This is a genomic window from Burkholderia latens (genome assembly GCF_001718795.1).
In the GTDB taxonomy this organism is placed as follows: domain Bacteria; phylum Pseudomonadota; class Gammaproteobacteria; order Burkholderiales; family Burkholderiaceae; genus Burkholderia; species Burkholderia latens_A.
Genome location: NZ_CP013435.1, coordinates 1,848,320 through 1,872,353 on the forward strand (window position 1 = coordinate 1,848,320; position 24,034 = coordinate 1,872,353).

The window sequence follows — 24,034 nt, forward strand, 5'->3', positions numbered from 1 at the left end:
TCGAGAAAACCGCTATATTTCCTGAAACATTTTCAGGAATCTCAGAATAATGACATCCGACCCAATCCCCGCTCCCGACAAGCCGCTGGACCTGCTGGACGTCGGCCTGTTCGTTCGCGCCGCGCTGCTCGCGAACGTGAGCGCGGCCGGACGCGAGTATGGCGTGTCGGCCGCGGTCGCGAGCGCGCGTATCGCGCAGCTCGAGCGCCAGCTCGGCGCACGATTGCTGCATCGCACCACGCGCCGGATCTCTCTCACCCAGGACGGAGAGGTGTTCATGGCTCGCGCCGAGGCGCTGCTGTCGGCCGCCGATGCGGCGCGCGCGTCCGTCGGCCATGGCCGCAGCGAGCCGTATGGCCGGCTGAAGGTGTCGATGTCGTCGTCGTTCGGCCGCCAGCACGTCGCGCCGGTGATTCCGGCATTTCTGCGCCGCTATCCGTCCGTATCGCTCGATCTGCGTCTTTCCGACGAGATCGTCGATCTCGTCGACGACGGCTACGACGTCGCGATTCGCCTCGGCGCGCTGAAGGATTCGACGCTCGTGGCGCGCAAGCTGGCCACGAACCGGCGCGTGGTGTGCTGCTCGCCCTCGTATCTCGCGGAGCGCGGCACGCCGCGGCATCCGGCCGATCTCGCGCAGCACGAATGCGTGATCCTCGGCGACCAGCGCGACTGGTCGTTCGTTACGCCGCAAGGCCGGCTCACGGTACGCGTGAGCGGCCGGCTCGTTGCAAGCAACGGCGAGGCGATCCGCGAGGCGCTCGTCGACGGCTTCGGCATCGCGATCAAGTCGACCTGGGACGTCGGCCCGCAGCTCGCGAGCGGCGCGCTCGTCACCGTGCTCGACGATTACCCGTTCGCGGACGACGTCGCGATCTGGGCCGTCTATCCGAGCCGTGCGCACGTGCCGCTGAAGACGCTCGCGTTCATTGCGTTCCTGGCTGAACACTTCGGCGATCCGCCTTACTGGGATCGCGTGCATACACGCTGACCGACGTCCGCGAACCGGCGCTGTCGGCGGCGTACGCCGCGCCGCCACGGCGTTCCGGTCGCGCTCGGACAGCAACGGGCTACAATGGCGCGTTCGCGACGCAACGGCCGAAGGCCGGACAGGCCGTGCCCGCACACGGCCGCCAGCGGCCGCACCCGCGTTTCATTCGCTTCCAATCATTCCGTCATGACCCACAATCTCGTCATCCAGAGTCTCGCGCCGCTGTCGGACGCGCATCACAAACCGCTGCTTGCGCTGTCGCGCGGCTCCCGTATCGTGCAGACCGACGAGCACGCACTGCGCATCGAAAACGCGAACCCGGCGCAGCGCCTCGACATCGATGCGTACTGCGGCACGCATGCGCTCGACTTCGGCTTCGTCGAGGCCGGCCGGACGCTCGCCGATTTCGGACTCGTCGTAATGGACATGGATTCGACGCTGATCACGATCGAATGCATCGACGAAATCGCCGATTTCTGCGGGCTGAAGACCCAGGTTGCGGAGATCACCGAAGCATCGATGCGCGGTGAAATCCGCGATTTCAACGAAAGCCTCACGCGCCGCGTCGCGCTGCTCGCGGGGCTCGACGCTCGGGCGCTCGAGCGCGTGTACGAGGAGCGGCTGCAGTTGTCGCCGGGCGCGGAGACGATGCTCGCGGGCGTGAGGGCCGCCGGCCTGAAGACGCTGCTCGTATCGGGCGGCTTCACGTTCTTCACCGAGCGCCTGCAGGCACGTCTCGGCCTCGACTATGCACACGCGAACACGCTTGAAATCGTCGACGGCAAGCTGACCGGCAAGGTGCTCGGCGAGATCGTCAACGCGGACGTGAAGGCGCGCATGCTGCGCGACACGTGCGCATCGCTCGGCATCGCGCCGAGCCGCGCGATCGCGATGGGCGACGGGTCAAACGACCTGAAGATGATGGCCGAAGCCGGATTGTCGGTCGCGTTCCACGCGAAGCCGGTCGTGCGCGACGCGGCAACCGTCGCGTTCGACCACGTCGGCCTCGACGGCCTGCTGCGGCTGTTCTGATCCGCGCCACTCCGCCAATGAAAACGCCGGCGCGATGTCCAATCGCGCCGGCGTTTCGTTTTTCCGCTTCGGTCGGTTATCGGCCCAGCGTGGCCTGCATCGCGCGCTCGATGTCCGCGCGAAGATCGCTTTCGTCCTCGAGACCGACGTAGAAGCGCACCAGCGTGCCGCGATGCGGCCAGTCCGTGCGCATCGACGCAACGTCGTACGGCATCGCGAGGCTGCACGCGCCGCCCCAGCTCCAGCCGATCGCAAACAACTCGAGCGCCTCGACGAAGCGATCGATCTGCTCGCTGCTGTAGCGTTCGTCGAACACCACCGAGAACAGCCCGCCCGCACCGGTGAAGTCGCGTACGAACGATTCATGGCCCGGGCAGTCCGGCAGTTGCGGGTGCAGCACCGTTGCGATCTCCGGACGCGTCTTCAGCCATTGCGCAAGTGCAAGCGCGCTCTTGCCGTGCGCGTCGAAGCGCACCTGCATGCTCGGCAGGCTGCGCATCACGAGCGAGCAATCGTCGACCGACACGCCGATCCCGCAGCGCATCCGCGCAAGCTTCAGTTGCGCGTGCAGCTCCGCGTTTGCCGTTATCGTCGCACCCATCAGCAAATCGCTGCCGCCCGACTGGTACTTGGTCAGCGCCTGCACCGAGATGTCCACGCCGTGCTCGAACGGCTTGAACGCGAGCCCGGCCGAATACGTGTTATCGATTGCGGTGACGATGCCGCGCGCCCGCGCGGCCGTCGTGATCGCTCGTACGTCGGGTACTTCCATCGTCACCGAGCCCGGCGCCTCGATCCAGATCAGCCGCGTGTTCGGCTGGATCAGGTCGGCAATCCCGGCGCTGACCAGCGGATCGTAGAAGCGCACGGTAATGCCGAAATCCTTCGCGAGCCAGTTGCCGAAGTCGGCGTTCGGACCATAAACGTTGTGCGGGATCAACACGTCGTCGCCCGCCTTCACGAGCCCGAAGTAGACGTTCGAGATGGCCGCAAGGCCCGACGGTTGCAGCAGTGCGTGCGTACCGCCCTCGATCTCGGCGAGCCGTTGCGCGAGCGCGAGCGACGTCGGCGTCGCATGCAGACCGTAGCGCCACTGGTTGTCGTTGTGCCACACGAGCGCGCGCATCGTCGCGAGATCGGGGAACACGACCGTCGACGCACGCGCGACCGGCGGCACGAACGAACGGAAGCCTTCCGGAATGACGTCGTCGGGTTGAACGATGCGGGTTTGCAGCGCGCGCTTCGGGGCGGATTGAGTCATGGCAGGAGGCCGTGGCTAGGCCGTTCGGTTGCGGAAGATGTCGTTAGATTAGCCAAAAACGGCGCGCTTGGCCCGGTACAATGCGCGGCGCCTGCACCAAGCCAGCGCGCTCAGTCGTCGGTACGCAGGTTGACCAGGCCGCCGACCGTCTCGATTTCCTGCACGCGGCCGTCGCGAACGTGCAGCGCGGCGCGTTTGCCAGGCGCCGGCCGCAGCACGACCGGTTGCGGATCCGATTCATCCGAATTCATCCGGTCGGCCTTCAACCCGCCCGTCGAATCGAAGCGGCCGATCCACACGCCCGTGATGTTCGTGCCGTCGTTCGACTCCTCGATTTCGAGCGTGTCGCCATCGCGATCGCCGGCGAGCAGGATCACCTCGCCCGTATCGGCAAACTGGTATTCGCCGTGCACGCCCTCTTCGTCCGTCTTCGGCCCGAGATGCACGACGATCGGCCGGTCGCCGAGCGTGCCCTCGTAGCGCGGCAGGCGCGCGAATTCAGGATTCGGCCGCAGCGGCCGCGCCGGTGCCGCGTCATCCTGCTGCACACCCGGCGCAGCGGCCTGCGCCGCGGCCACGCCGGGCACCGCCAGAGCTGCCGCCAGTGCGCCGGCGATCACCAGCGCACGTTGCCATTCCGAATATCCACCCACTTCGTGTTGCTCCCTTGCTTCAGATTCGCTCGACAATCGCGGCGATATCTCGTCGCACGCCGATCGACGCCATCGCGAGCGCCGGACGGCCCCCATTCAACGGCGCCGCTCGCGCGATACGCATGCCGTTCGCCACGCGTTCACGTCGCGTCTCGCATGTCGTGCGCGAACGCCCGGCCGGCGTGCGCGATTCGCGTCAGCCCTGCATCAGGCGTTCGACCGCCGCGCGATGCGGAATCGGCGCGACCGCGCCGTAGCCCGTCGTCGACAATGCCGCCGCGGCGTTCGCGTACCGCGCGGCCGCGAACGGATCGTCGCCCGCGACGATCCGCGCCACGAACGCGCCGCCGAAGCAGTCGCCCGCGCCCGTCGCGTCGACGGCCTCGACCGCGAAACCCGGCACCACACGACGTTCGTTCGGGGTTGCCACATACGCGCCTTCCCTGCCCAGCTTCAGCGCGACGACCTGCGGTCCGTGCTCGAGCATCGCATCGACGATCGCGTCCCGATCGTTCGCGCCCGTGAGTGCCGTGACGTCGTCCCAACTCGGCAGGCAGATGTCGGTCTGCCGCAGCGCTTCGCGCATCACCGCGCGGGCGCGCGGCAGCGGCCACAGCTTCAGGCGCAGGTTCGTGTCGAAGCTGACCTGCGCGCCGTTGCTGCGCGCATGCGCAATCGCCGCAAACGCCGCGTCGCACGCGGTCGTGCTGATCGCAAGGCTGATACCCGACAGATGCACGGCCTTCGCCGCGGCCAGCGCATCGAACGGCAGGTCGGCGATCGAATAGCGGCTCGCCGCCGAGCCCGCGCGCAGATAATCGAACTGGTGCCCGTCGGTTCCGTGCGTGACGAAATACACGCCGGTCGGCGCAGTGCGGTCGATCCGCACATACGTCGTGTCGACTTGCTCGGCCGCCCACATGTCCGCCAGCAAGCGACCGAACGGATCGTCACCGATCGCGGATACGAAGCCCGTCGATGCGCCCTGGCGCGCCGCGGCGATGCAGAAGTTCGACGTGTCGCCGCCAAAGCCCTGCAGAAACTCCGGACGCCCCGGCTGCGACTGGTTGAATTCGATCATCGCCTCGCCGAGCGCGAGGATCTGCGGGAACGCTGCGGCCATCGCTCAGACCTCGCCCCACAGGTCGTGACCGTCCGCGCCGGTGATCTTCACGGACACGAAATCGCCGACCTTGTAGCGCTTCGAAGCCTTCGCCGCCGGCTCGACATAAACGACGCCGTCGATCTCGGGCGCATCCGCCGCCGTGCGGCCGATGCCGCCTTCCGCGTTGACTTCGTCGATCAGCACCTTCACGGTCTTGCCGACCTTGCGTTGCATGCGCCGTGCCGACACTTCCTCGGCGACCTCCATGAAACGCGCGCGACGCGCTTCGCGAACCTCGTCCGGCAGTGCGCCGTCGAGTTCGTTCGCGCTCGCCCCTTCGACCGGCGAATACGCGAAACAGCCGACCCGATCGAGTTCCGCTTCGCGAATGAAATCGAGCAGCGTGTCGAACTGCTCTTCCGTCTCGCCCGGGAAGCCGGCGATGAACGTGCTGCGGATCGTCAGATCCGGGCAGATGTCGCGCCACTTTTGCACGCGCTCGAGCACCTTCTCCGCGTTCGCCGGACGCTTCATGCGCTTGAGCACTTCCGGATGCGCGTGCTGGAACGGCACGTCGAGATACGGAAGCACGTGGCCCTTGAACGGGCCTTCGGCCATCAGCGGAATGACTTCGTCGACGCTCGGATAGGGATACACATAGTGCAGGCGCACCCACGCGCCGTACTGCGCGGCGAGTTCGCCGAGCGCGGCGACGAGGTCCGTCATGCGCGTCTTGATCGGCTTGCCGTTCCAGAAGCCCGTGCGGTACTTCACGTCAACGCCGTACGCGCTCGCATCCTGCGAGATCACGAGCAGTTCCTTCACGCCCGACTTGAACAGGTTCTCGGCCTCGAGCATCACTTCGGCGACCGGACGCGACACCAGATCGCCGCGCATCGACGGGATGATGCAGAACGTGCAGCGGTGGTTGCAACCTTCGGAGATCTTCAGGTATGCGTAGTGACGCGGCGTGAGCTTGATGCCGGCGGCCGGCACGAGGTCGACGAACGGATCGTGCGGCTTCGGCAGGTGCGAATGCACGGCCTGCATCACTTCACCCACGGCGTGCGGGCCGGTGACGGCGAGCACCTTCGGATGGACTTCCTCGATGAGGTTCGAGCCGCTGGCGCTCGACTTCGCGCCGAGGCAGCCGGTGACGATCACCTTGCCGTTCTCGGTCAGCGCCTCGCCGATCGCGTCGAGGCTTTCCTGCACGGCTTCGTCGATGAAGCCGCAGGTGTTGACGACGACGAGATCCGCGCCGTCATACGTGCCGGAGATTTCATAACCTTCGGCGCGCAGCTGCGTGATGATTTGCTCGGAGTCGACGAGGGCCTTCGGGCAGCCGAGGGATACGAAGCCTACTTTGGGGGACTGGGACATCTGGAATGTGGGGGCGTGGCGGCAAAAGCGTGAGTTTACAGCTATTTATGGGTCAGCGAGGCAAAACCGGCAGACCGGGCGCCCGGGATCGCGGCCCCAACACGCGGGGCGCACGCGCGAATCGCGCGGCCGCAGGCACCGGAGATCCAGCCCTTTCACGCGGACGGCGATCCGGCGCCGGGCGAGATTGCCGGCCGCCCCCGCACGACAATCGCCCCGGCGCGGCCGCGCCGCTATGCGAAAATCCCGACATTCGCTCCATTCACCTACCCAACGGGGTTCGCATGACCACCCACATCACCATCGAATTCACCGAGCACGCCGCCGAAACCATCAACGAGCAAACCAGCACGAGCTTTTCGTATGACCAAGGCGCGCACGTGCCGCAGCCCGGCGACTTCGTCGAACTGGAAAATTCGCGCCAGACGTTTCTCGTGATCGGTCGCGTGTTTTCGCTGAAGTCGAACTACTGCGCAGTGAAGCTCGTGCTCGACCTTCCGCCGGCGGACGATCATCACGATTTCGATCCGGCGCTTTGAGCAAGACCGGTGAGACGCGCTCGGGGAGCAGCGCGGCGAGACGCAACGGCGGCGCAATCGTTTCGACGATCGTGTGAAATGCGATGGATCGGACCGCGATCACGCCCGCCGACGCGGCAGGGACGCCCGATCCCGACGATCGCAAACGATCGTCGGCCATACGTGGCGAAAGCCTGAAGCGGCGGCCGCAGCGCCGCCGCGCGCAATCGGCGTGACGCCCCGCTGCACGCAGCAGCGCCCGCCAACCGGCTGCGCGCGCCGCCGGTTGGCCGGCCCGCCGCGCGAGCGTTACTTCTTTTCCGGTTCCGGCGCGCCCGGCTGCTTGAACGGGAACGTGCTGAACATCGACTTGGCCTGATTCTGCATCTGCTCCTGCATCTGCACGAACATGTTCTTCGACTGCTCGATGTAGCTCGTCATCATCCCTTGCATCATCGGCGCCTGCATGTTCATGAACTGCGACCAGACTTCCGGATTCATCGCGTTGCCTTCGTAAAGGTTCTTCGATTGATCGGCAAGCTTGTTCTGGATGTCGATGAAAGCCTGGATGTTCTTTTCCAGGTACGTGCCCATCATCCCCTGCATCGCATGACCGTAGAAACGGATGATCTGCGACAGCATCGACGACGAGAACATCGGCACGCCGCCGCTCTCCTCCTCGAGAATGATCTGCAGCAGGATGCTGCGCGTCAGGTCTTCGTTGGATTTCGCATCGACGACCTTGAAATCCTCCTGCTCCAGCACGAGTTGCTTGACGTCGGTCAGCGTGATGTACGTGCTTGTCTCGGTATCGTAGAGCCGGCGGTTCGGGTACTTCTTGATGAGCCGCTCGGCCGTTTTCTTTGTAGTAGTCATGTAACGCCTTTCGGTGCAGCGTAGCGCAAGTGACAAATCCCCGCCTCCCGGAACGGGAGGCGGGGGCCTTCGGAAACGCCAGGCTGCACGGCCGAGCCGGCCTGCGCAGCCCGGACGTTCAGCCCATGTGCAGGCCGCCGTTCAGCGAGAAGTCAGCGCCGGTCGCGAAGCCCGAATCGTTCGATGCGAGCCATGCGACGATCGAGCCGATTTCCTCCGGCGCACCGAGACGCCGCACCGGAATCGTCGCGACGATCTTCTCGAGCACGTCCGGACGGATCGCCTTCACCATGTCGGTGCCGATGTAGCCGGGCGACACGGTATTGACCGTCACGCCCTTCGTTGCGACTTCCTGCGCAAGCGCCATCGTGAAGCCGTGGATGCCGGCCTTCGCGGTGGAGTAGTTCGTTTGCCCGAATTGCCCTTTCTGGCCGTTCACCGACGAGATGTTGATGATGCGGCCCCAGCCGCGCTCCACCATCCCGTCGATCACCTGCTTCGTCACGTTGAACAGGCTCGTGAGGTTGGTGTCGATCACGGCCGTCCAGTCTTCGTGCGTCATCTTGCGGAACACGACGTCGCGCGTAATGCCTGCGTTGTTGACCAGCACGTCGATCTCGCCGACTTCGGCCTTGACCTTGTCGAACGCTGCCTTGGTCGAGTCCCAGTCGCCGACGTTGCCTTCCGACGCGATGAAATCGTAGCCGAGCGCCTTCTGGTCCTCGAGCCACTTCACCCGGCGCGGCGAGTTGGGGCCGCAACCTGCGACCACCTTGAAGCCGTCTTTCGACAGACGCTGGCAAATACTGGTGCCGATGCCGCCCATCCCGCCCGTTACGTACGCAATTCGCTGAGACATAAATCTCACTCCATTTTTAGATTCGAGAGCTGCCGGAGGCCCCCTCTGACTTCACGTAGCGCCGGCCGAAGCCGCAATCGGCCGGCACCCGGATTGGTTTATACCGCGACGCCGGACGTTACGGACGCTCGACCGCGAGCGCGACGCCCATCCCGCCGCCGATGCACAGCGACGCCAACCCGCGCTTCGCGTCGCGCTTGACCATCTCGTGCAGCAGCGTCACCAGGATCCGGCAGCCCGACGCGCCGATCGGGTGGCCGATCGCGATCGCCCCGCCGTTCACGTTCACCTTCGACGTGTCCCAGCCCATCTGCTTGTGCACCGCCAGCGCCTGCGCCGCGAACGCTTCGTTGATTTCCATCAGATCCAGGTCGCCCGGCGTCCAGCCCGCGCGCTCCAGCGCACGGCGCGACGCCGGCACCGGGCCCATGCCCATCACGCTCGGATCCACGCCCGCGTTCGCGTACGCCTTGATCCGCGCAAGCGGCGTCAGACCCAGCGCCGCCGCCTTCTGCGCCGACATCACCAGCACCGCCGCCGCGCCGTCGTTCAGCCCCGACGCGTTCGCCGCCGTCACCGACCCGTCCTTCGCGAACGCCGGCTTCAACCCCGCCAGCGATTCTGCCGTCACGCCGTGGCGCACGAATTCGTCGGTCGCGAATTGCACCGGCTCGCCCTTGCGCTGCGGAATCGCCACCGGCACGATCTCGTCGTTGAAACGGCCGGCCTTCTGCGCGGCTTCCGCCTTGTTCTGCGACAGCGCCGCGAACGCGTCCTGCTCCTCGCGCGTGATCCCGTATTCCTTCGCAACGTTCTCCGCGGTGATCCCCATGTGGTACTGGTTGTACACGTCCCACAACCCGTCGACGATCATCGTGTCGACCAGCTTCGCATCACCCATCCGGAAGCCGTCGCGCGAGCCCGGCAGCACGTGCGGCGCCGCGCTCATGTTTTCCTGGCCGCCGGCGATCACGATCTCCGCATCGCCCGCGATGATCGCGTTCGCCGCGAGCATCACGGCCTTCAGGCCCGAACCGCACACCTTGTTGATCGTCATGCCCGGCACCGCATTCGGCAGGCCGGCCTTGATCAGCGACTGGCGCGCCGGGTTCTGCCCGGAGCCCGCCGTCAGCACCTGGCCCATGATCACTTCGCTCACCTGGTCGGGCTTCACGCCCGCACGCTCCAGCACCGCACGAATCACCGTCGCGCCCAGCTCCGGTGCCGCAACCTTCGCGAGCGAGCCGCCGAATTTGCCGACCGCGGTCCGCGCGGCCGATACGATCACTACGTCCGTCATTTCCGTTTCCTCCGGGCCGGCACGACACGGTGCATCGCTACCGTCCCTGTTAAAAAAACTGCGGGGCACCGGACAGCGTGCGCCGCTGTCCGGTTTTCGTCAATCGCGCTGCAACACGTAACGGCCAGGTGCCGGCTCGATCACCGGGAACTGCGCGGAGCCTGCAGTGGCTGGCGGCGCCACCTTGCGGCCGCCGTACTGGTCGAGCCATTCGACCCAGCTCGTCCACCAGCTGCCCGGTTGCTCGGTCGCGCCGGCGAACCAGTCGTCCGCGGATTCGGGCAAACCGTTGTCGTTGACCCAGTAGCTGCGCTTCTTTTTCGCCGGCGGATTGATCACGCCCGCGATGTGGCCCGACGCGCCGAGTACGAACTTCAGCGGGCCCGTCAGAATCGACGTCGACGCATACGCCGTTTGCCACGGCACGATGTGGTCCTCGCGCGACCCGTAGATGAAGGTCGGCACGTCGATGCGCGACAGGTCGACGGATTCGCCGCACACGGTCAGCGCATTCGGCACGCGCAGCTTGTTCTCGAGATAGGTATTGCGCAGGTACCACGCGTACATCGGGCCCGGCAGGCTCGTCGAGTCGCTGTTCCAGTACAGCAGGTCGAACGCGGCAGGTGTGCGGCCCTTCAGATAGTTGTCGACGACGTAGTTCCACACGAGATCGTTCGGCCGCAGGAACGAGAACGTGTTCGCGAACTCCACACCGCGCATCAGGCCCGGCGCCGCGCCGTTCTTGCCGCCGATGGTCTGCTCGCGCATCTGCACGTGCGCCTCGTCGACGAACACGTCGAGGATGCCAGTGTCGGTGAAATCGAGCATCGCGGTGAGCAGCGTCATCGACGCGGCCGGATGTTCGCCGCGTGCGGCAAGCACCGACAGCGCGGTCGCGAGCATCGTGCCGCCGACGCAGAAGCCGAGCGTGTTGATTTGCTCACGGCCGCTGATCTGCTGCACGGCGTCGATCGCCGCGAGCAGCCCTTCGTTCATGTAGTCGTCCCACGTCTTGTGCGCGACCGATGCATCGGCATTGCGCCACGACACGAGGAACACCTGATGGCCGTTCGACAGCGCATGCGCGACGAGAGAATTCTCGGGCTGCAGATCGAGGATGTAGAACTTGTTGATGCACGGCGGCACGATCAGCAGCGGCCGCTCGAACACCTTGTCCGTTTTCGGCGCGTACTGGATCAGCTGGATCAGGTCGTTCTCGTACACGACCGAGCCTTCGGTACAGCCGAGGTTCTTGCCGACCACGAACTGCGATTCGTCGGTCTGCGAAATCTTGCCGCGCTGCATGTCGCCGAGCAGATTCATCATCCCCTGGCGCAAGCTTTCGCCCTGCGTTTCGAGGATCGACTTCTGGGCGTCGGGATTGAGTGCGAGGAAGTTGCTCGGCGCGGCGGCGGCCGTCCACTGCTGGACCGAGAAGCGGATGCGTTCGCGCGTCTTCGGATCGGTCTCGAGCGCATCGGCCAGTTCCTGCAGGTAGCGCGCGTTGAGCAGATACCACGCCGCCGCGAACGCATGTGCGGGCGACGCCTTCCATGCATCCGCGCTGAAGCGGCGGTCCTTCAGTTCCGGCGGCTCGAACTTGGCGGCAGCGGCTTGCTGCATCAGCGTCATGCAGTCGCGCGCATAGTCGGACTGCAACTTCTGGAGCCGTTCGGGAGGAATCGCGGCAACCGGCAGCTTCAGGCCCGCGAACGGCGATGCGAGATTGCCGAGGCCGCCCAGATCGGGCATCGCCGGCATCTGGAACGGGAGCGATGCGGGGAACTGGAAGGCGGCGAACGGGTTCGCGGAAGTCGCGGCCGTTGCGGCGCGGGCCGGATCGGCGAAGCCGCGCCATGCGTTCAGCCATGACTCGAACATCTGCTGCATCGGCTGCGCGGCCTGACCGAAACCGGTGCTGCCCGCGGAAGTGCCCGCCTGAGCGGACGTCGACGAATTTTTCGATGCTGTCATTACCTGCCTTACCGGTGATTCGTGAGCGTCAATCGTGAAATCCTGCTCGCGCGCCGCATGCCGACTGCGAGCCGGGCCGTCATGCTCTGGAGAGGCGTCTCCAGATTCTGCCGCAGTGCGGTATTTTTATCATTATCGTTTTCCCCATGTGAAGCACCGCGTCAAACCACTGAACGTTTCATCCCGGAGATAATCCGCGCGCGACAGACGGGACAAGGCTTCCGCGGAAACATAAAATATTTTGCTTGACTTGACGCTGCGATTATTCATTAGGTGGTCAGTGCAACGACGCATTGCCGCGTCAATATCGAGACAAGTCCATTTTGCAGTGCAATAAGCCGCGCGTTCGAGCGCGCGGCCGGCCGTCATTCGGTCAGCCAGATGGCTGCGGCCATGCGTCCGGTGATGCGGTCGCGCCGGTATGAGTAGAAGCGCGCGGGTTCGGTGACCGTGCATGCGGTTCCGCCGCTCACGTGCGCGACGCCAGCGCGAGCGAGTCGCAGCCGGGCAAGCGCAGGCAGATCGGCGAGGAACTTGCCCGGCGCGGCATCGCTCGCGACGAACGCCTGCCGCGTCTCATCATGCTCCGACTGCGCAGCCGTGTCGAGGAACGCATCGCGCACGTCCGCGCCGACTTCGAATGCCTGCGGACCGATCGCCGGCCCGAGGTACGCATGGAGCTGGTCCGTCGCGCCGCCCGCGAGCGCGGCAACGCGGGCCGCGGTCTGCTCGACGATGCCGGCCGCAAGTCCGCGCCAGCCGGCGTGGGCGACACCCACGGCTCTGCCCTGCGCATCGCACAGCAACACCGGCATGCAGTCCGCGACCATCACGACGCAGACCGCACCCGCGCGGTCCGTCACGCTCGCGTCGGCCTGCACGGGTGCCGCGGCCTCAGGCGCGGCGCCGATCACCTCGTCCGCGCGCACGATCCGCGCGCCGTGCACCTGTTCGAGCCACGCCGCGCGCGACTGGCCTGCGAGCGCGAGCAGTCGCGCGCGATTGGCGGCGACATGGGCCGGATCGTCACCGGTGTGCAGGCCGAGATTCATGCCGCCCGCCAACGCGGCGCCATCCCGCCAGCGCCCATACGGACCTTCGCTCACGCCGCCGTCGCGCGTGGTGATCAGCGCCCGCACGCGCGGCGAAACGTGCCAGTCGGGGCGGATGCAGTCATGCCATGTCAACGGCGCCAGGTTCGTCATCGGCACTCACTCCTCCTCGTCGTCCACGTAGGGCTCATCGTCGTGATACTCGCCGGCGAAATCGTCGTCGTCGTAGACGTCGTCATCATCGTCGAATTCGTCGTCCTGGCCGAAGCCCAACGCCGCGACCAGTGCATTCATGTCGTCCGGCAGCGGGCAACGCCACTGCATCGTCTTGCCCGTGACCGGATGCACGAGGCCGAGCCGCCACGCATGCAGCGCCTGCCGTGCGAACCCGTTCGGCAGCGGCGCGACCGAGCGCTTGCCGCGCGCGCGGCCGTACACCGGATCGCCAAGCAACGGATGCCCGGCATGCGAGCAATGCACGCGGATCTGATGCGTGCGTCCGGTTTCGAGATCGCACTGGATCGCCGAAACGGGCTGACGTTGCCACACGCATGTGTCAACCGTGCGGAAATGCGTGCGCGCGGGCTTGCCCGACGCGCCGGTGACGACAGCCATGCGCGTGCGCTCGCGCGGATCGCGGCCGATCGGCGCGTCGATCGTGCCTTCGTCGGGCATCGTGCCCCACACGAGCGCGAAATAGCGGCGCTTCACGGTACGGGCTTGCAACTGGCGCACGAGATCGGTCTGTGCGGCGAGCGTGCGTGCCACCACCATCAGGCCCGACGTCTCCTTGTCGAGCCGGTGCACGATGCCCGCGCGCGGCAGGCCGGCCGCCGCGTCGCCGTAGCGGTGCAGCAGGCCGTTGAGGATGGTGCCGCTCCAGTTGCCGGCGGCCGGATGCACGACGAGGCCGGCCGGCTTGTTGATCACGACGAGCGCATCGTCCTCGTAGATCACGTCGAGCGGCACGGGCTCCGGCGTAAACGCGAGCTGCTCCGGCAGCAGGTCGGGCACAAGCGCGATTTTCGCGCCGAGCGGCACCGGCTGACGGATCTTCGCGGGCGCGCCGTCGACCAGCACGCGCTGCGCGTCGATCCAGCTCTGCAGGCGGCTGCGGGAGAATTCGGGAAACAGCTGGGCAAGCGCCTTGTCGAGGCGCTCGCCGGCAAGCGACAACGGCACTTCGACGATCCGAGGCGAGTCGTCGCCCGCGGCGGACGGCACGACGGGCGCCCGGATCGCGTCGCCGGCCAGATCGTCATCGAGGGAATCCCCTGACGCTGCGTCGGCGGGCCGATCGCTTGGGCTATAATCTTCGCGATTTGACTTGCCCCGCGGGGCATTCTGCGAACTTGAACGGGTCATTTAGACTGGGTCACCGAGACTTGAAGCTAGGACATGCGAGCATGATGAATTCGACCAAACGTACGGCCAAAACCGTCGCCGCCCGAGCTGCGGCGGTAGCGGCCGCGGCCCTCATCGCCGGCTGCCACGGCTTGCCGCAGAAGCAGGACGAGACGGCTACCTGGTCGAACAACAAATTATACTCAGAGGCCCAGGACGCACTGTCCGGCGGCGACTGGGGCAAGTGCGCGAAATACTTCGAATCGCTGCAAGGCCGCGATCCGTTCGGTCATTTCGCGCAACAGGCGCAGATCAACGTCGCGTACTGCAACTGGAAGGACAACGAACCGGCCGCCGCCGACCAGGCCGTCGACCGCTTCATCCAGCTCCACCCGGACCACCCGGACATCCCGTACGCGTACTACCTGAAGGGGATGATCCACTTCAACGACGATCTCGGCCTGTTCGGCCGCTTTTCCGGCCAGGACATGAGCGAGCGCGATCCGCAGGCGCTGCGCGAATCGTACGATGCGTTCAAGGTGGTCGTGGACCGCTTCCCGAAGAGCAAGTACGCGCCGGATGCGGCGGCCCGGATGCGCTACATCGTCAACGCGCTCGCGTCGCACGAAGTGCATGCGGCCGATTACTACTACCGGCGCGGCGCATATGTCGCGGCGATCAACCGCGCGCAACTCGCGATCAAGGACTACAAGGGTGCGCCCGCAATCGAAGACGCGCTGCACATCATGATCCTGTCGTACGGCAAGCTGAACCAGCCGCAACTCGCAGAAGATACGAAGCGCGTGCTCGCGGGCACGTTCCCGGACAGCCCGTACATCACGGGCCACTCGCGCCCGGGCTCGAAGAAGTCGTGGTGGCAATTCTGAGCGACGCCCGCCGCACCAGCAAAAAACCCGGCCATCGAGCCGGGTTTTTTGTTGCCGTCTGCGGCAGCGCGCGACGGTATGCCTACGCGCGTTGTTGCGCGCGATGCTCGTCGAAGAAGTCCTGCACGACCGCGATCTCGCGCGTGCGCTTGAACGGCGGCAGGCTCTGCCAGATCCGGCGGCCATAAGGCTTGTCGACGAGCCGCGTGTCGCAGATCATCAGCACGCCGCGATCCGTCTCCGCGCGAATCAGCCGGCCTGCGCCCTGCTTCAGCGTGATCACGGCCTGCGGCAGCTGGTGAACCGCGAACGGGCTCAGGCCCTTGCGGGTCAGCGCGTCGAGACGCGCGGCGAGCACCGGGTCGTCCGGCGGCGCGAACGGCAACTTGTCGATCACGACGAGCGACAGCGCGTCGCCGCGCACGTCGACCCCTTCCCAGAAGCTCTGGCTGCCAACCAGGATCGCATTCCCGTACGAGCGGAAGCGATCGAGCAATTCGGTGCGGCTTGCATCGCCCTGCACCAGCAGCGGCGTGTTCCAGCCGCGCGATTCGATCACGTCGCGCAATTTCGATGCGATCCGGTCGACCGCACGCAGCGTCGTGCACAGCATGAAGACCCCGCCGCCCGACGCCTCGATCGCCGGCAGCGCGGCGTCGAACACGGCATCGGTGAACGCCGGCGACGACGGCTGCGGCAGGTTGCGCGGCACGTACAGCAGCCCCTGTGTCTGATAGTCGAACGGGCTCGCGAGCGTCATCGAACGCCGCGAGCTGAGGCCCATCTGCGCCGCGTAGTGCGTGAAGTCGCCACGCACCGACAGCGTCGCCGACGTGAAGACCCACGCGCGCGGCACGCCGGCGCGCTGCTTCGCAAAGATCGGCGCGACCGACAGCGGCGTTTCGTGCAACTGCACGGTATGCGCGAACACCTCGACCCAGCGCACCTTCTCGCCCGGGTCGTCGCCGGCGGCGGTGTTGGCGGCTGCAGCGGCATCGGCCTTCGCGGCCGCTTCCGCCGCCGCGGGCGTGACCCAGCCGGCGAGCAGATCCTGCAATTCGCGGGCGCGCCGCAGGCAGGCGCCGAGCGACTCCGCACGCTCGGCCTGGCCGGCCAGCGCCGATGCGAGCGCATCGAGCGCCGCGTCGAGCGCGTCGAGCGCGCCGAACATCGGATGATCGTCGCCCAGCTGCGCAAGCGACATGCGCACGATCTGGTCGTTCGCGAACGCAAGGCGCAAGTCGCGGGCCGCGCGCTCGAGGTCGCCGCCGAGCTTCACCCATTCGACCGCATCGCGCGCATGGCTAAGACCTTCGGCGACCGTGTCGCGCGCGAGTTCGAGGATCTGCGTGGTCGACAGCGTCTCGCCGAAGAACAGCGTGGCCGTTTCAGGCAACTGATGCGCCTCGTCGAAGATCACCGTGTTCGCGTTCGGCAGCAGTTCGGCCATCCCGGTGTCACGCAACATGATGTCCGCGAAGAACAGGTGATGGTTGACCACGACGATGTCGGCCTGCTGCGCCTCGCGCCGCGCCTGCATCACGAAGCACTCCTTGTAGTGCGGGCACTCCTGGCCGAGGCAGTTGTCGCGAGTGGATGTGACCATCGACCACACGGGTGCCGTCTCCGGCACGCTCGCGAGTTCGGCCTTGTCGCCGCTCTTCGTGATCTTCGCGAAACGGACGATTTCCTGCAGGTACGCGGTGTCCTGCCGCGACGGCAGCCGGCCGTTGTCGGCCGTACGCTGCAGGTAGTAATGGCACAGGTAGTTCGAGCGACCCTTGAGCATCGCCACCGTCACCGGCACCGCGAGCGCGTTGCGCACGGTCGGGATGTCGCGCTGGAACAGTTGGTCCTGCAGGTGCTTCGTGCCGGTCGACACGATGACCTTGCCGCCCCACAGCATCGCCGGTACGAGGTACGCGTAGGTCTTGCCGGTGCCGGTGCCGGCTTCGACGATCAGCGTGTTGTCGCCGGCGTCGGTATCGGTGTCAACAGAGGTGTCCGCGGCGGGATCGGCCGGCTTGTCGGCGTCGCCCAGCCGACGCGCAGGCCGCTTGCGGGTCTCGAAGATTTCGGGCTCGGGCAACCGGCGTGCGGACGCCTCCATCGCGGACGCGACCGCGCGCGCCATCTCGATCTGCGATTGACGCGGACGATAACCGTCGAGCGCGCGCGCAAGGAGTCCGCCTTCGCCGAAGATCGTGTCGAGTTCGTCGACACGCTTGCGGCTCAGCTCGAACGTGCGTTCGGGCGCACGAACGCGCCCGGCGGACGACGCGTCACGCCGGGCATCGGGGTTGGCTTCAAGCGGTGAATTCAAGGCAAGCGTTCCTGTGTCCAGCGCCCGGGCGGCGCCGGCGCTTGCCAGGCCGCGCTCAGGCGCGCTTATCCGGTTCCAGCTGCGATTGCAGCAAAATGATTTTGTCCTTGGCTGCCAGCTTTTCCTTCTTCAGCCGGTGCAGCGTAATGTCGTCGATGTCGGAGTGTCCTTCCTTCAGCTCGATTTCCCGAGCGAGCTGCTGGTGCTGCTCCTGCAATGCTGCCAAACGGTTGTGCAATTCCTGCTGCTGTTCCGTGGGACGGTTTTGCATATGCGCCTCCTCATCGAAGCAGCGCGCCGGCTGGCGTGCCGGCACGCACGAGACTGATTCCGGATCAATCCACCACGTTACTGCCCCTGCTGTTGCTTCTGCTTCGCCTTCTCGGCTGCTTCCTGCTGACGCCGCTCGACATCGGCCTTGTGCTGGGCGGCTTCCTTCTGCTTCTGCTCGTAGCGCGCGGCGTTCTCCGAGCGCTCCTGCGCTTTTTGCGCGGCCTGCTGGTGCGCCTGGTCGAGCTTGCGCTGGAAATCCGCCTGCTTCTGGTCGTATGCCTGCCGGTTCGCGGCGCGCTGCGGCCCTTCCGCACCGCGCTGCGCCTGCTTCAGTGCATTCTGCTCCTGCTTGTCGCGGAACGCAGCGGCGTTCGCCGCCTCGTTCGCGGCACGTTGCGGAGCCTCCGCCGCATTCTGCGCCTGCTTCAGCGCTTGCTGCTCGTCGCGCTGCTGCGCCCGGACCGCGCGCTGTTCGTCGTCGAGGGCGAGCTGCTCCTGACGGATGCTTGCCCGCTCCTCGCGCATCCGGTCGCGCGCATTGCCGAGACAGTGGTTGACGAAGAACTTGCTGTAGCAATCGTGCTCCGCCACCGCATAACGATAATCGTTTTCCGCGGAACGCTGATTGAGCACTTTTTGACGGGCGTCAAAATCCTGCGTGGCAGAGGCCGCAACCGGCGCGGCGGCGGTGTCAGGCACGGCCGTGCCGGAGGCCTGCGCATATGCGGCAGTGGGCCCGGCGGACAAAGCCGCGGCAAGCGCTGCGGCGAGCGCGACGAGAGAAATGCGGGAAGTTGGCAACGTCGTAGGAAAGCTGCGGGACATGTGCCAAATTCTATCACCCCCCCGGCTGGACGCTCCGCCATTTATGGCAAAATGCCCCGCTTCACTCACCCGCGGCATCTGGTCCGGCGGGCCCGTCTCGCAGCCCGCCGCGCGGTCTGCCGGCCCGCGCCGCGATTTCAGCAGGCAGATCATCCACGACATGACGGAAACCGTAGCACTCAAGATCGTACAGCGCATCGCCACCGAACTGTCCGTCCAGCCACGCCAGGTCGCGGCGGCAGTGCAACTCCTCGACGAAGGCTCGACCGTTCCGTTCATTGCCCGGTACCGCAAGGAAGTGACCGGCAACCTGGACGACACGCAGCTGCGCCAGCTCGAGGAGCGGCTCCTTTATCTGCGCGAGCTCGAGGATCGCCGCGCCGCGATCCTGTCGAGCATCGACGAACAGGGCAAGCTGACCGACGAACTGCGCGCCGCGATCGACGCGGCCGACAGCAAGCAGGTGCTCGAAGACCTCTATCTGCCCTACAAGCCGAAACGCCGCACGCGCGCACAGATCGCCCGCGAAGCCGGGCTCGAGCCGCTCGCGCAGGCGCTGCTGGCCAATCCGCTGCTCGACCCGCAAACCGAGGCGGCCGCGTACGTCGATGCCGACAAGGGCGTCGCCGACGTAAAGGCCGCGCTCGACGGCGCGCGCGACATCTTGTCCGAGCAATTCGGCGAGACGGCGGAACTGCTCGGCAAGCTGCGCGACTACCTGCACAGCCAGGGCGTCGTGTCGTCGGCGGTCGTCGAAGGCAAGGAGAACGAGGAAGGCGAGAAGTTCCGCGACTACTACGACTACGCGGAAACGATCCGCACCGTGCCGTCGCACCGCGCGCTGGCGCTGTTCCGCGGCCGCAATGCGGGCGTGCTGACCGTTAAGCTCGGCCTCGGCGACGAACTCGACGCGCAGGTTCCGCATCCAGGCGAAGCGATGATCGCGCGCCATTTCGGAATCGCGAACCAGGGCCGCCCGGCCGACAAGTGGCTGTCCGACGTGTGCCGCTGGTGCTGGCGTGTGAAGGTGCAGCCGCACATCGAGAACGAACTCCTCACCCAACTGCGTGAAACGGCCGAAGCCGAGGCGATCCGCGTGTTCGCGCGCAACCTGAAGGATCTGCTGCTCGCCGCGCCGGCCGGCCCGAAGGCCGTGATCGGCCTCGACCCCGGCCTGCGCACCGGCGTGAAGGTCGCCGTGGTCGACCGCACCGGCAAGCTGCTGGCGACCGATACGATCTACCCGCACGAGCCGCGCCGCGACTGGGACGGCTCGCTGGCGAAGCTCGCCCGGCTCGCCGCGCAGACGCAGGCCGAGCTGATCAGTATCGGCAACGGCACCGCGTCGCGCGAAACCGACAAGCTCGCGAGCGAGCTGATCGCGAAGCATCCGGAGCTGCGGTTGCAGAAGATCGTCGTGTCGGAAGCCGGCGCGTCGGTCTACTCGGCGTCGGAGCTGGCGGCAAAGGAATTCCCGGATCTCGACGTGTCGCTGCGCGGCGCCGTGTCGATCGCGCGTCGACTGCAGGACCCGCTCGCCGAGCTCGTGAAGATCGAACCGAAAGCAATCGGCGTCGGCCAGTACCAGCACGACGTGAACCAGCGCGAACTGGCCCGCTCGCTCGACGCGGTGGTCGAGGACTGCGTGAACGCGGTCGGCGTCGACGCGAACACCGCGTCGGTCGCGCTGCTCGCACGCGTGTCGGGCCTCAATGCGACGCTCGCGCGCAACATCGTCGACTATCGCGATGCGAACGGTCCGTTCCCGTCGCGCGATCACCTGCGCAAGGTACCGCGCCTTGGCGACAAGACGTTCGAACAGGCTGCCGGCTTCCTGCGCATCAACGGCGGCGAGAATCCGCTCGACCGCTCGTCGGTGCACCCGGAAGCGTATCCGGTCGTCGAGCGGATTCTCGCGAAGATCAACAAGCGGATCGACGACGTGCTCGGCAGCCGTGACGCACTGTCAGGCCTGTCGCCGGCGGAATTCGTCGACGAACGTTTCGGGTTGCCGACCGTGCGCGACATCCTGTCCGAACTGGAAAAACCGGGTCGTGACCCGCGCCCGGAATTCAAGACCGCGACGTTCCGCGACGGCGTCGAAAAAGTGTCCGATCTGGTGCCGGGCATGCTGCTCGAAGGTGTCGTGACGAACGTCGCGGCATTTGGCGCGTTCGTCGACGTCGGCGTACACCAGGACGGCCTCGTTCACGTATCCGCGATGTCGACGAAGTTCATCAAGGATCCGCACGAAGTCGTGAAGGCCGGCCAGGTCGTCAAGGTCAAGGTCCTCGACGTCGACGTGAAGCGTCAGCGGATTGCGCTGACGATGCGCCTCGACGACGATGCGGCCGCACCCGGCATGGCGCCGCGCGGCGGCCAGGATCGCGGCGGCGCCGGCCGCGGCGCGGTGCGCCCGCAACGTTCGCGCGAGCCGGAACCCGCCGGCGCGATGGCCGCGGCGTTCGCGAAGCTCAAGCGCTGAGCGGCGCGACGCATCGTCGCCGTATGAAAAAACCCGCCGAAAGGCGGGTTTTTTCATGTTTTCGGCGAACCACGCCGCAGAAACCGCGCAGGCCGCAAGAGCGGCCGTGCGTACGTCAGATCTCGATCTTGGTGCCGAGTTCGACGACGCGGTTCGCCGGAATCGAGAAGAAGTCGGTCGGCTTGGCCGCGTTCTGATGCATCCACGCGAACACGCGTTCGCGCCAGATCGACATGCCGGGCAGATGCGTCGGCACCACCGTTTCGCGTGCGAGGAAGAACGATGTGTCCATCAGCTCGAACGTCATGTCGTGCGTGCGGCCGAATTCCTCCAGCACCGCTTTCACGTCAGGCGTCTCGTTGAAGCCGTACTGCGCCTTGACGATGTACAGGCCACCGCCCGCATCGCGGGAACTGAGGCGCTTGTCGTCGCGCACATACGGGATGTCGCGCGTGACGAAGGTCAGGAAAATGGTCCGCTCGTGCAGCACCTTGTTGTGCTTGAGATTGTGCAGCAGGCTGACGGGCACGAGCTTGTCGTTGCCGGTCAGATAGATCGCCGTACCCGACACGCGATGCGGCGGATGCGCGAGCAGCCCCTGCAGGAACGGTTCGAGCGGGATACCGTCGGCGGCCGTGCGCTCCTTGACGATGTGACGGCCCTTGTACCAGGTCATCAGCAGGAAGAACAACAGTGCGCCGATCCCGAGCGGCAGCCAGCCGCCCTGCGCAACCTTCAGCAGGTTCGCGCCGAAGAAGCCGAGGTCGACCGCGAGAAAGACCGTGATGATCGCGCCGACGAGCAGCCGGTTCCAGTTCCACACCTTCACCATCACGACACACGCGAGCACGGTCGTAATCACCATCGTCGCCGTCACCGCGATGCCGTACGCGGCAGCCAGGTTGTCGGAGCTCTTGAAGCCGATCACGATGCACAGGATCACGAACAGCAACAGCCAGTTCACGACCGGCACGTAGATCTGGCCGATCGCCAGCTCGGACGTATGCAGCACCTTCATGCGCGGCACGTAACCGAGCTGGATCGCCTGCGACGTCAGCGAATACGCGCCGGAAATCACGGCCTGCGAAGCAATCACGGTTGCGACCGTCGACAGCACGACGAGCGGCAGCAGCGCCCACTCCGGCGCCATCAGGAAGAACGGATTCTCGATCGCTTTCGGATTCTGGATCAGCAGCGCGCCCTGGCCGAAGTAGTTCAGCACGAGCGACGGCATCACGAGCCCGTACGCGGCGAGGCGAATCGGCTTCGCGCCGAAGTGCCCCATGTCCGCATAGAGCGCTTCCGCACCGGTCAGCACCAGCACGACGGAGCCCAGCACGACGTAAGCCTGCAGCAGGTGGTCCGCCATGAACGACGCGGCATAGTATGGGTTGATCGCCGCGATGATGCCCGGCGCGCGCATGATGTGATACACGCCGAGCGCGGCGAGTACGATGAACCATAGAACCATGATCGGCCCGAACAGCTTGCCGACCGTTGCGGTGCCGTGACGCTGGATCCAGAACAGCGCGATCAGGATCACGATCGTGATCGGCAACACGAGGTGTGACAGGCGAGGTGTCGCGATCTCGAGGCCTTCGACCGCCGACATCACGGAGATAGCCGGTGTGATCACCGCGTCGCCGTAGAACATGCACGCGCCGAATATCCCGAGTGCCATCAGTGCGCCCGCGACGCGCGTTTTCGAATCGAGCGGCCGCAGCGACAGCGCCATCAGCGCGAGCACGCCGCCTTCGCCGTTGTTGTCGGCGCGCATCACGAACAGCAGATACTTGATGCCGACCACGAGGATGATCGCCCAGAACAGCAGCGAGATCACGCCGAGGATCGACGCTTCGGTCAACGGAATGCCGTGGGCGGGGCTGAACGCTTCCTTGAGCGAATAGAGCGGGCTCGTGCCGATGTCCCCGAACACGACGCCGATCGCCGCTATCGCGAGCGCCTGCAACGAATGTTGGTGCGTCGAATGCGCATGGGCGGCGTCGGTCGCCTGGGTCGTGTCGTTCATATGAAGCGTAATAATCGGGTCCGGTTCGGACAAAACGAGCGCTATTCTACTCGCGCCCCCCTGAAACACCGTCCTGCCCTGTTGCCCTGACACCACGTGATTCACGCCGCGCATGCAATCACGCGCGAGCTGTGGCAGGGCTGCCATCATAGCCGGGCCCGCTCCGTCTGCCTACCGCCGCCGCCGATCGCCGCAGCGGGCGGCGCAAATGAAAACGGCGCCGCAAGCGGCGCCGTACAAGGCTTTCGTTCGATCGAGGCTGGCCGCTTACGCGCCCGAGCCGTCGCGCTGCGCGCGACCGCGCTTGATCCATGCCTCGAGGTTGTGCGGACGCACCGTGTCCCATTCTTCGAACGGCTGATGAATCCACGGATTCGTCGGCAAGTACTGCGTATGGTAATCGGGCTTCACCTTGGAGCAACCTTTGTACCAGAGCACAGCCGAGCGCACGGCCGTGACGGACGGATAGCGCTCTTTCAGATGCTCCTGCACCCGCGCGAGCGTGACGCCCGAATCGACGAGATCGTCGACCAGCAGCACGTTGCCTGCGAGGTTGCCGCGCGTCATCGTGATGTACTGCGCGATGTCGAGCTCGCCCTGCTCGGTGCCGGCCGCTTCGCGGTACGAACTCGTCGCGAGGATTGCGAGCGGGACGTCGTAGATGCGCGACAGCTGGTCGCCGACGCGCAGGCCGCCGCGTGCGAGGCACAGGATCTGGTCGAACTTCCAGCCGGATTCATGCACCTGCAGCGCGAGCAACTCGATCAGACGATGGTATTCGTCCCAGCCCACCCACAGGTTCTTGTCGTCGTTGCGCGGATCGGTCATCAAGTCTGCCGCCGTCATCGTGATTTGCTGCGTCAT

General features: G+C 66.1%; 20 protein-coding genes. 5 read left to right on the forward strand and 15 right to left on the reverse strand.

The genetic code is table 11. The features are described 5' to 3' along the window. The first annotated feature begins 49 nt into the window (after positions 1-49). Complete coding sequence (locus WK25_RS08610) at positions 50-991, forward strand: LysR family transcriptional regulator (RefSeq protein WP_040144255.1); 942 nt, start codon at positions 50-52, stop codon at positions 989-991. A 186-nt stretch (positions 992-1,177) separates the two neighbouring features. Continuing rightward, a complete protein-coding gene (gene serB, locus WK25_RS08615; protein WP_069241428.1) occupies positions 1,178-2,023 on the forward strand; it encodes a phosphoserine phosphatase SerB in 846 nt (281 codons plus the stop codon). Between the two features lie 76 nt (positions 2,024-2,099). Here the strand turns inward: serB and WK25_RS08620 are convergent, their stop codons facing one another. The 4 genes from WK25_RS08620 to rimO form a co-directional block, all read right to left on the reverse strand. After that, entirely contained in the window at positions 2,100-3,284 is a 1,185-nt protein-coding gene (locus tag WK25_RS08620; RefSeq protein ID WP_069241429.1) for a cystathionine beta-lyase, read from the reverse strand. A 110-nt stretch (positions 3,285-3,394) separates the two neighbouring features. Continuing rightward, positions 3,395-3,937, reverse strand: coding sequence for a hypothetical protein (locus WK25_RS08625; protein WP_069241430.1), 543 nt, complete (start codon positions 3,935-3,937; stop codon positions 3,395-3,397). A gap of 196 nt (positions 3,938-4,133) precedes the next feature. Beyond that, positions 4,134-5,060 carry a sugar kinase gene (locus WK25_RS08630; protein ID WP_040144259.1) on the reverse strand — a complete coding sequence of 309 codons (927 nt, stop codon included), beginning with the start codon at positions 5,058-5,060 and terminating at the stop codon, positions 4,134-4,136. A 3-nt stretch (positions 5,061-5,063) separates the two neighbouring features. Further along, positions 5,064-6,425 (reverse strand): 30S ribosomal protein S12 methylthiotransferase RimO, encoded by a 1,362-nt coding sequence (gene rimO / locus WK25_RS08635; protein ID WP_069241431.1) that lies wholly within the window; start codon positions 6,423-6,425, stop codon positions 5,064-5,066. A 284-nt stretch (positions 6,426-6,709) separates the two neighbouring features. Here rimO and WK25_RS08640 point away from each other — a divergent pair, with 284 nt between their 5' ends. Continuing rightward, complete coding sequence (locus WK25_RS08640) at positions 6,710-6,964, forward strand: hypothetical protein (RefSeq protein ID WP_040144261.1); 255 nt, start codon at positions 6,710-6,712, stop codon at positions 6,962-6,964. A gap of 288 nt (positions 6,965-7,252) precedes the next feature. Here the strand turns inward: WK25_RS08640 and phaR are convergent, their stop codons facing one another. From phaR to WK25_RS08670, 6 genes are all read right to left on the reverse strand, one after another. Beyond that, the gene (gene phaR / locus WK25_RS08645; protein ID WP_011549704.1) at positions 7,253-7,819 is read right to left on the reverse strand and encodes a polyhydroxyalkanoate synthesis repressor PhaR; all 567 of its coding nucleotides are present in this window, start codon (positions 7,817-7,819) and stop codon (positions 7,253-7,255) included. 118 nt (positions 7,820-7,937) lie between these two features. Further along, positions 7,938-8,678 (reverse strand): 3-ketoacyl-ACP reductase, encoded by a 741-nt coding sequence (locus WK25_RS08650; RefSeq protein WP_040144262.1) that lies wholly within the window; start codon positions 8,676-8,678, stop codon positions 7,938-7,940. 118 nt (positions 8,679-8,796) lie between these two features. Beyond that, entirely contained in the window at positions 8,797-9,978 is a 1,182-nt protein-coding gene (locus WK25_RS08655) for an acetyl-CoA C-acetyltransferase (RefSeq protein ID WP_040144263.1), read from the reverse strand. Between the two features lie 99 nt (positions 9,979-10,077). Continuing rightward, positions 10,078-11,952: a class I poly(R)-hydroxyalkanoic acid synthase gene (gene phaC, locus WK25_RS08660; RefSeq protein WP_069241432.1), complete on the reverse strand. Its 1,875-nt coding sequence runs from the start codon at positions 11,950-11,952 to the stop codon at positions 10,078-10,080. A gap of 365 nt (positions 11,953-12,317) precedes the next feature. Then, positions 12,318-13,157 carry a peptidoglycan editing factor PgeF gene (pgeF, locus tag WK25_RS08665; protein WP_040144265.1) on the reverse strand — a complete coding sequence of 280 codons (840 nt, stop codon included), beginning with the start codon at positions 13,155-13,157 and terminating at the stop codon, positions 12,318-12,320. A gap of 6 nt (positions 13,158-13,163) precedes the next feature. Further along, positions 13,164-14,369 carry an RluA family pseudouridine synthase gene (locus tag WK25_RS08670; protein ID WP_069241433.1) on the reverse strand — a complete coding sequence of 402 codons (1,206 nt, stop codon included), beginning with the start codon at positions 14,367-14,369 and terminating at the stop codon, positions 13,164-13,166. Positions 14,370-14,410: 41 nt separating this feature from the next. Between WK25_RS08670 and WK25_RS08675 the strand changes: the two genes are divergently transcribed. Continuing rightward, positions 14,411-15,235, forward strand: a complete 825-nt coding sequence (locus WK25_RS08675) for an outer membrane protein assembly factor BamD (RefSeq protein WP_040144267.1) — start codon at positions 14,411-14,413, stop codon at positions 15,233-15,235. 82 nt (positions 15,236-15,317) lie between these two features. On the opposite strand, the gene WK25_RS08680 is transcribed toward WK25_RS08675, so the two are convergent. The 3 genes from WK25_RS08680 to WK25_RS08690 all read right to left on the reverse strand — a co-directional run bounded on the left by WK25_RS08680 (position 15,318) and on the right by WK25_RS08690 (position 18,656). Then, entirely contained in the window at positions 15,318-17,558 is a 2,241-nt protein-coding gene (locus WK25_RS08680; RefSeq protein WP_040144268.1) for an ATP-dependent DNA helicase, read from the reverse strand. Positions 17,559-17,613: 55 nt separating this feature from the next. Next, on the reverse strand, positions 17,614-17,829 hold the full coding sequence (locus tag WK25_RS08685) for a YdcH family protein (RefSeq protein ID WP_006755091.1): 216 nt from the start codon (positions 17,827-17,829) through the stop codon (positions 17,614-17,616). Positions 17,830-17,906: 77 nt separating this feature from the next. Continuing rightward, entirely contained in the window at positions 17,907-18,656 is a 750-nt protein-coding gene (locus WK25_RS08690) for a hypothetical protein (protein WP_069241434.1), read from the reverse strand. Between the two features lie 160 nt (positions 18,657-18,816). Here WK25_RS08690 and WK25_RS08695 point away from each other — a divergent pair, with 160 nt between their 5' ends. Further along, a complete protein-coding gene (locus tag WK25_RS08695; protein ID WP_040144270.1) occupies positions 18,817-21,141 on the forward strand; it encodes a Tex family protein in 2,325 nt (774 codons plus the stop codon). A 115-nt stretch (positions 21,142-21,256) separates the two neighbouring features. Here the strand turns inward: WK25_RS08695 and WK25_RS08700 are convergent, their stop codons facing one another. Together WK25_RS08700 and WK25_RS08705 are read right to left on the reverse strand one after the other, a co-directional pair. Then, positions 21,257-23,170 carry a potassium transporter Kup gene (locus WK25_RS08700; protein WP_040144271.1) on the reverse strand — a complete coding sequence of 638 codons (1,914 nt, stop codon included), beginning with the start codon at positions 23,168-23,170 and terminating at the stop codon, positions 21,257-21,259. A gap of 267 nt (positions 23,171-23,437) precedes the next feature. After that, positions 23,438-24,034, reverse strand: coding sequence for a phosphoribosyltransferase (locus tag WK25_RS08705; protein ID WP_040144962.1), 597 nt, complete (start codon positions 24,032-24,034; stop codon positions 23,438-23,440).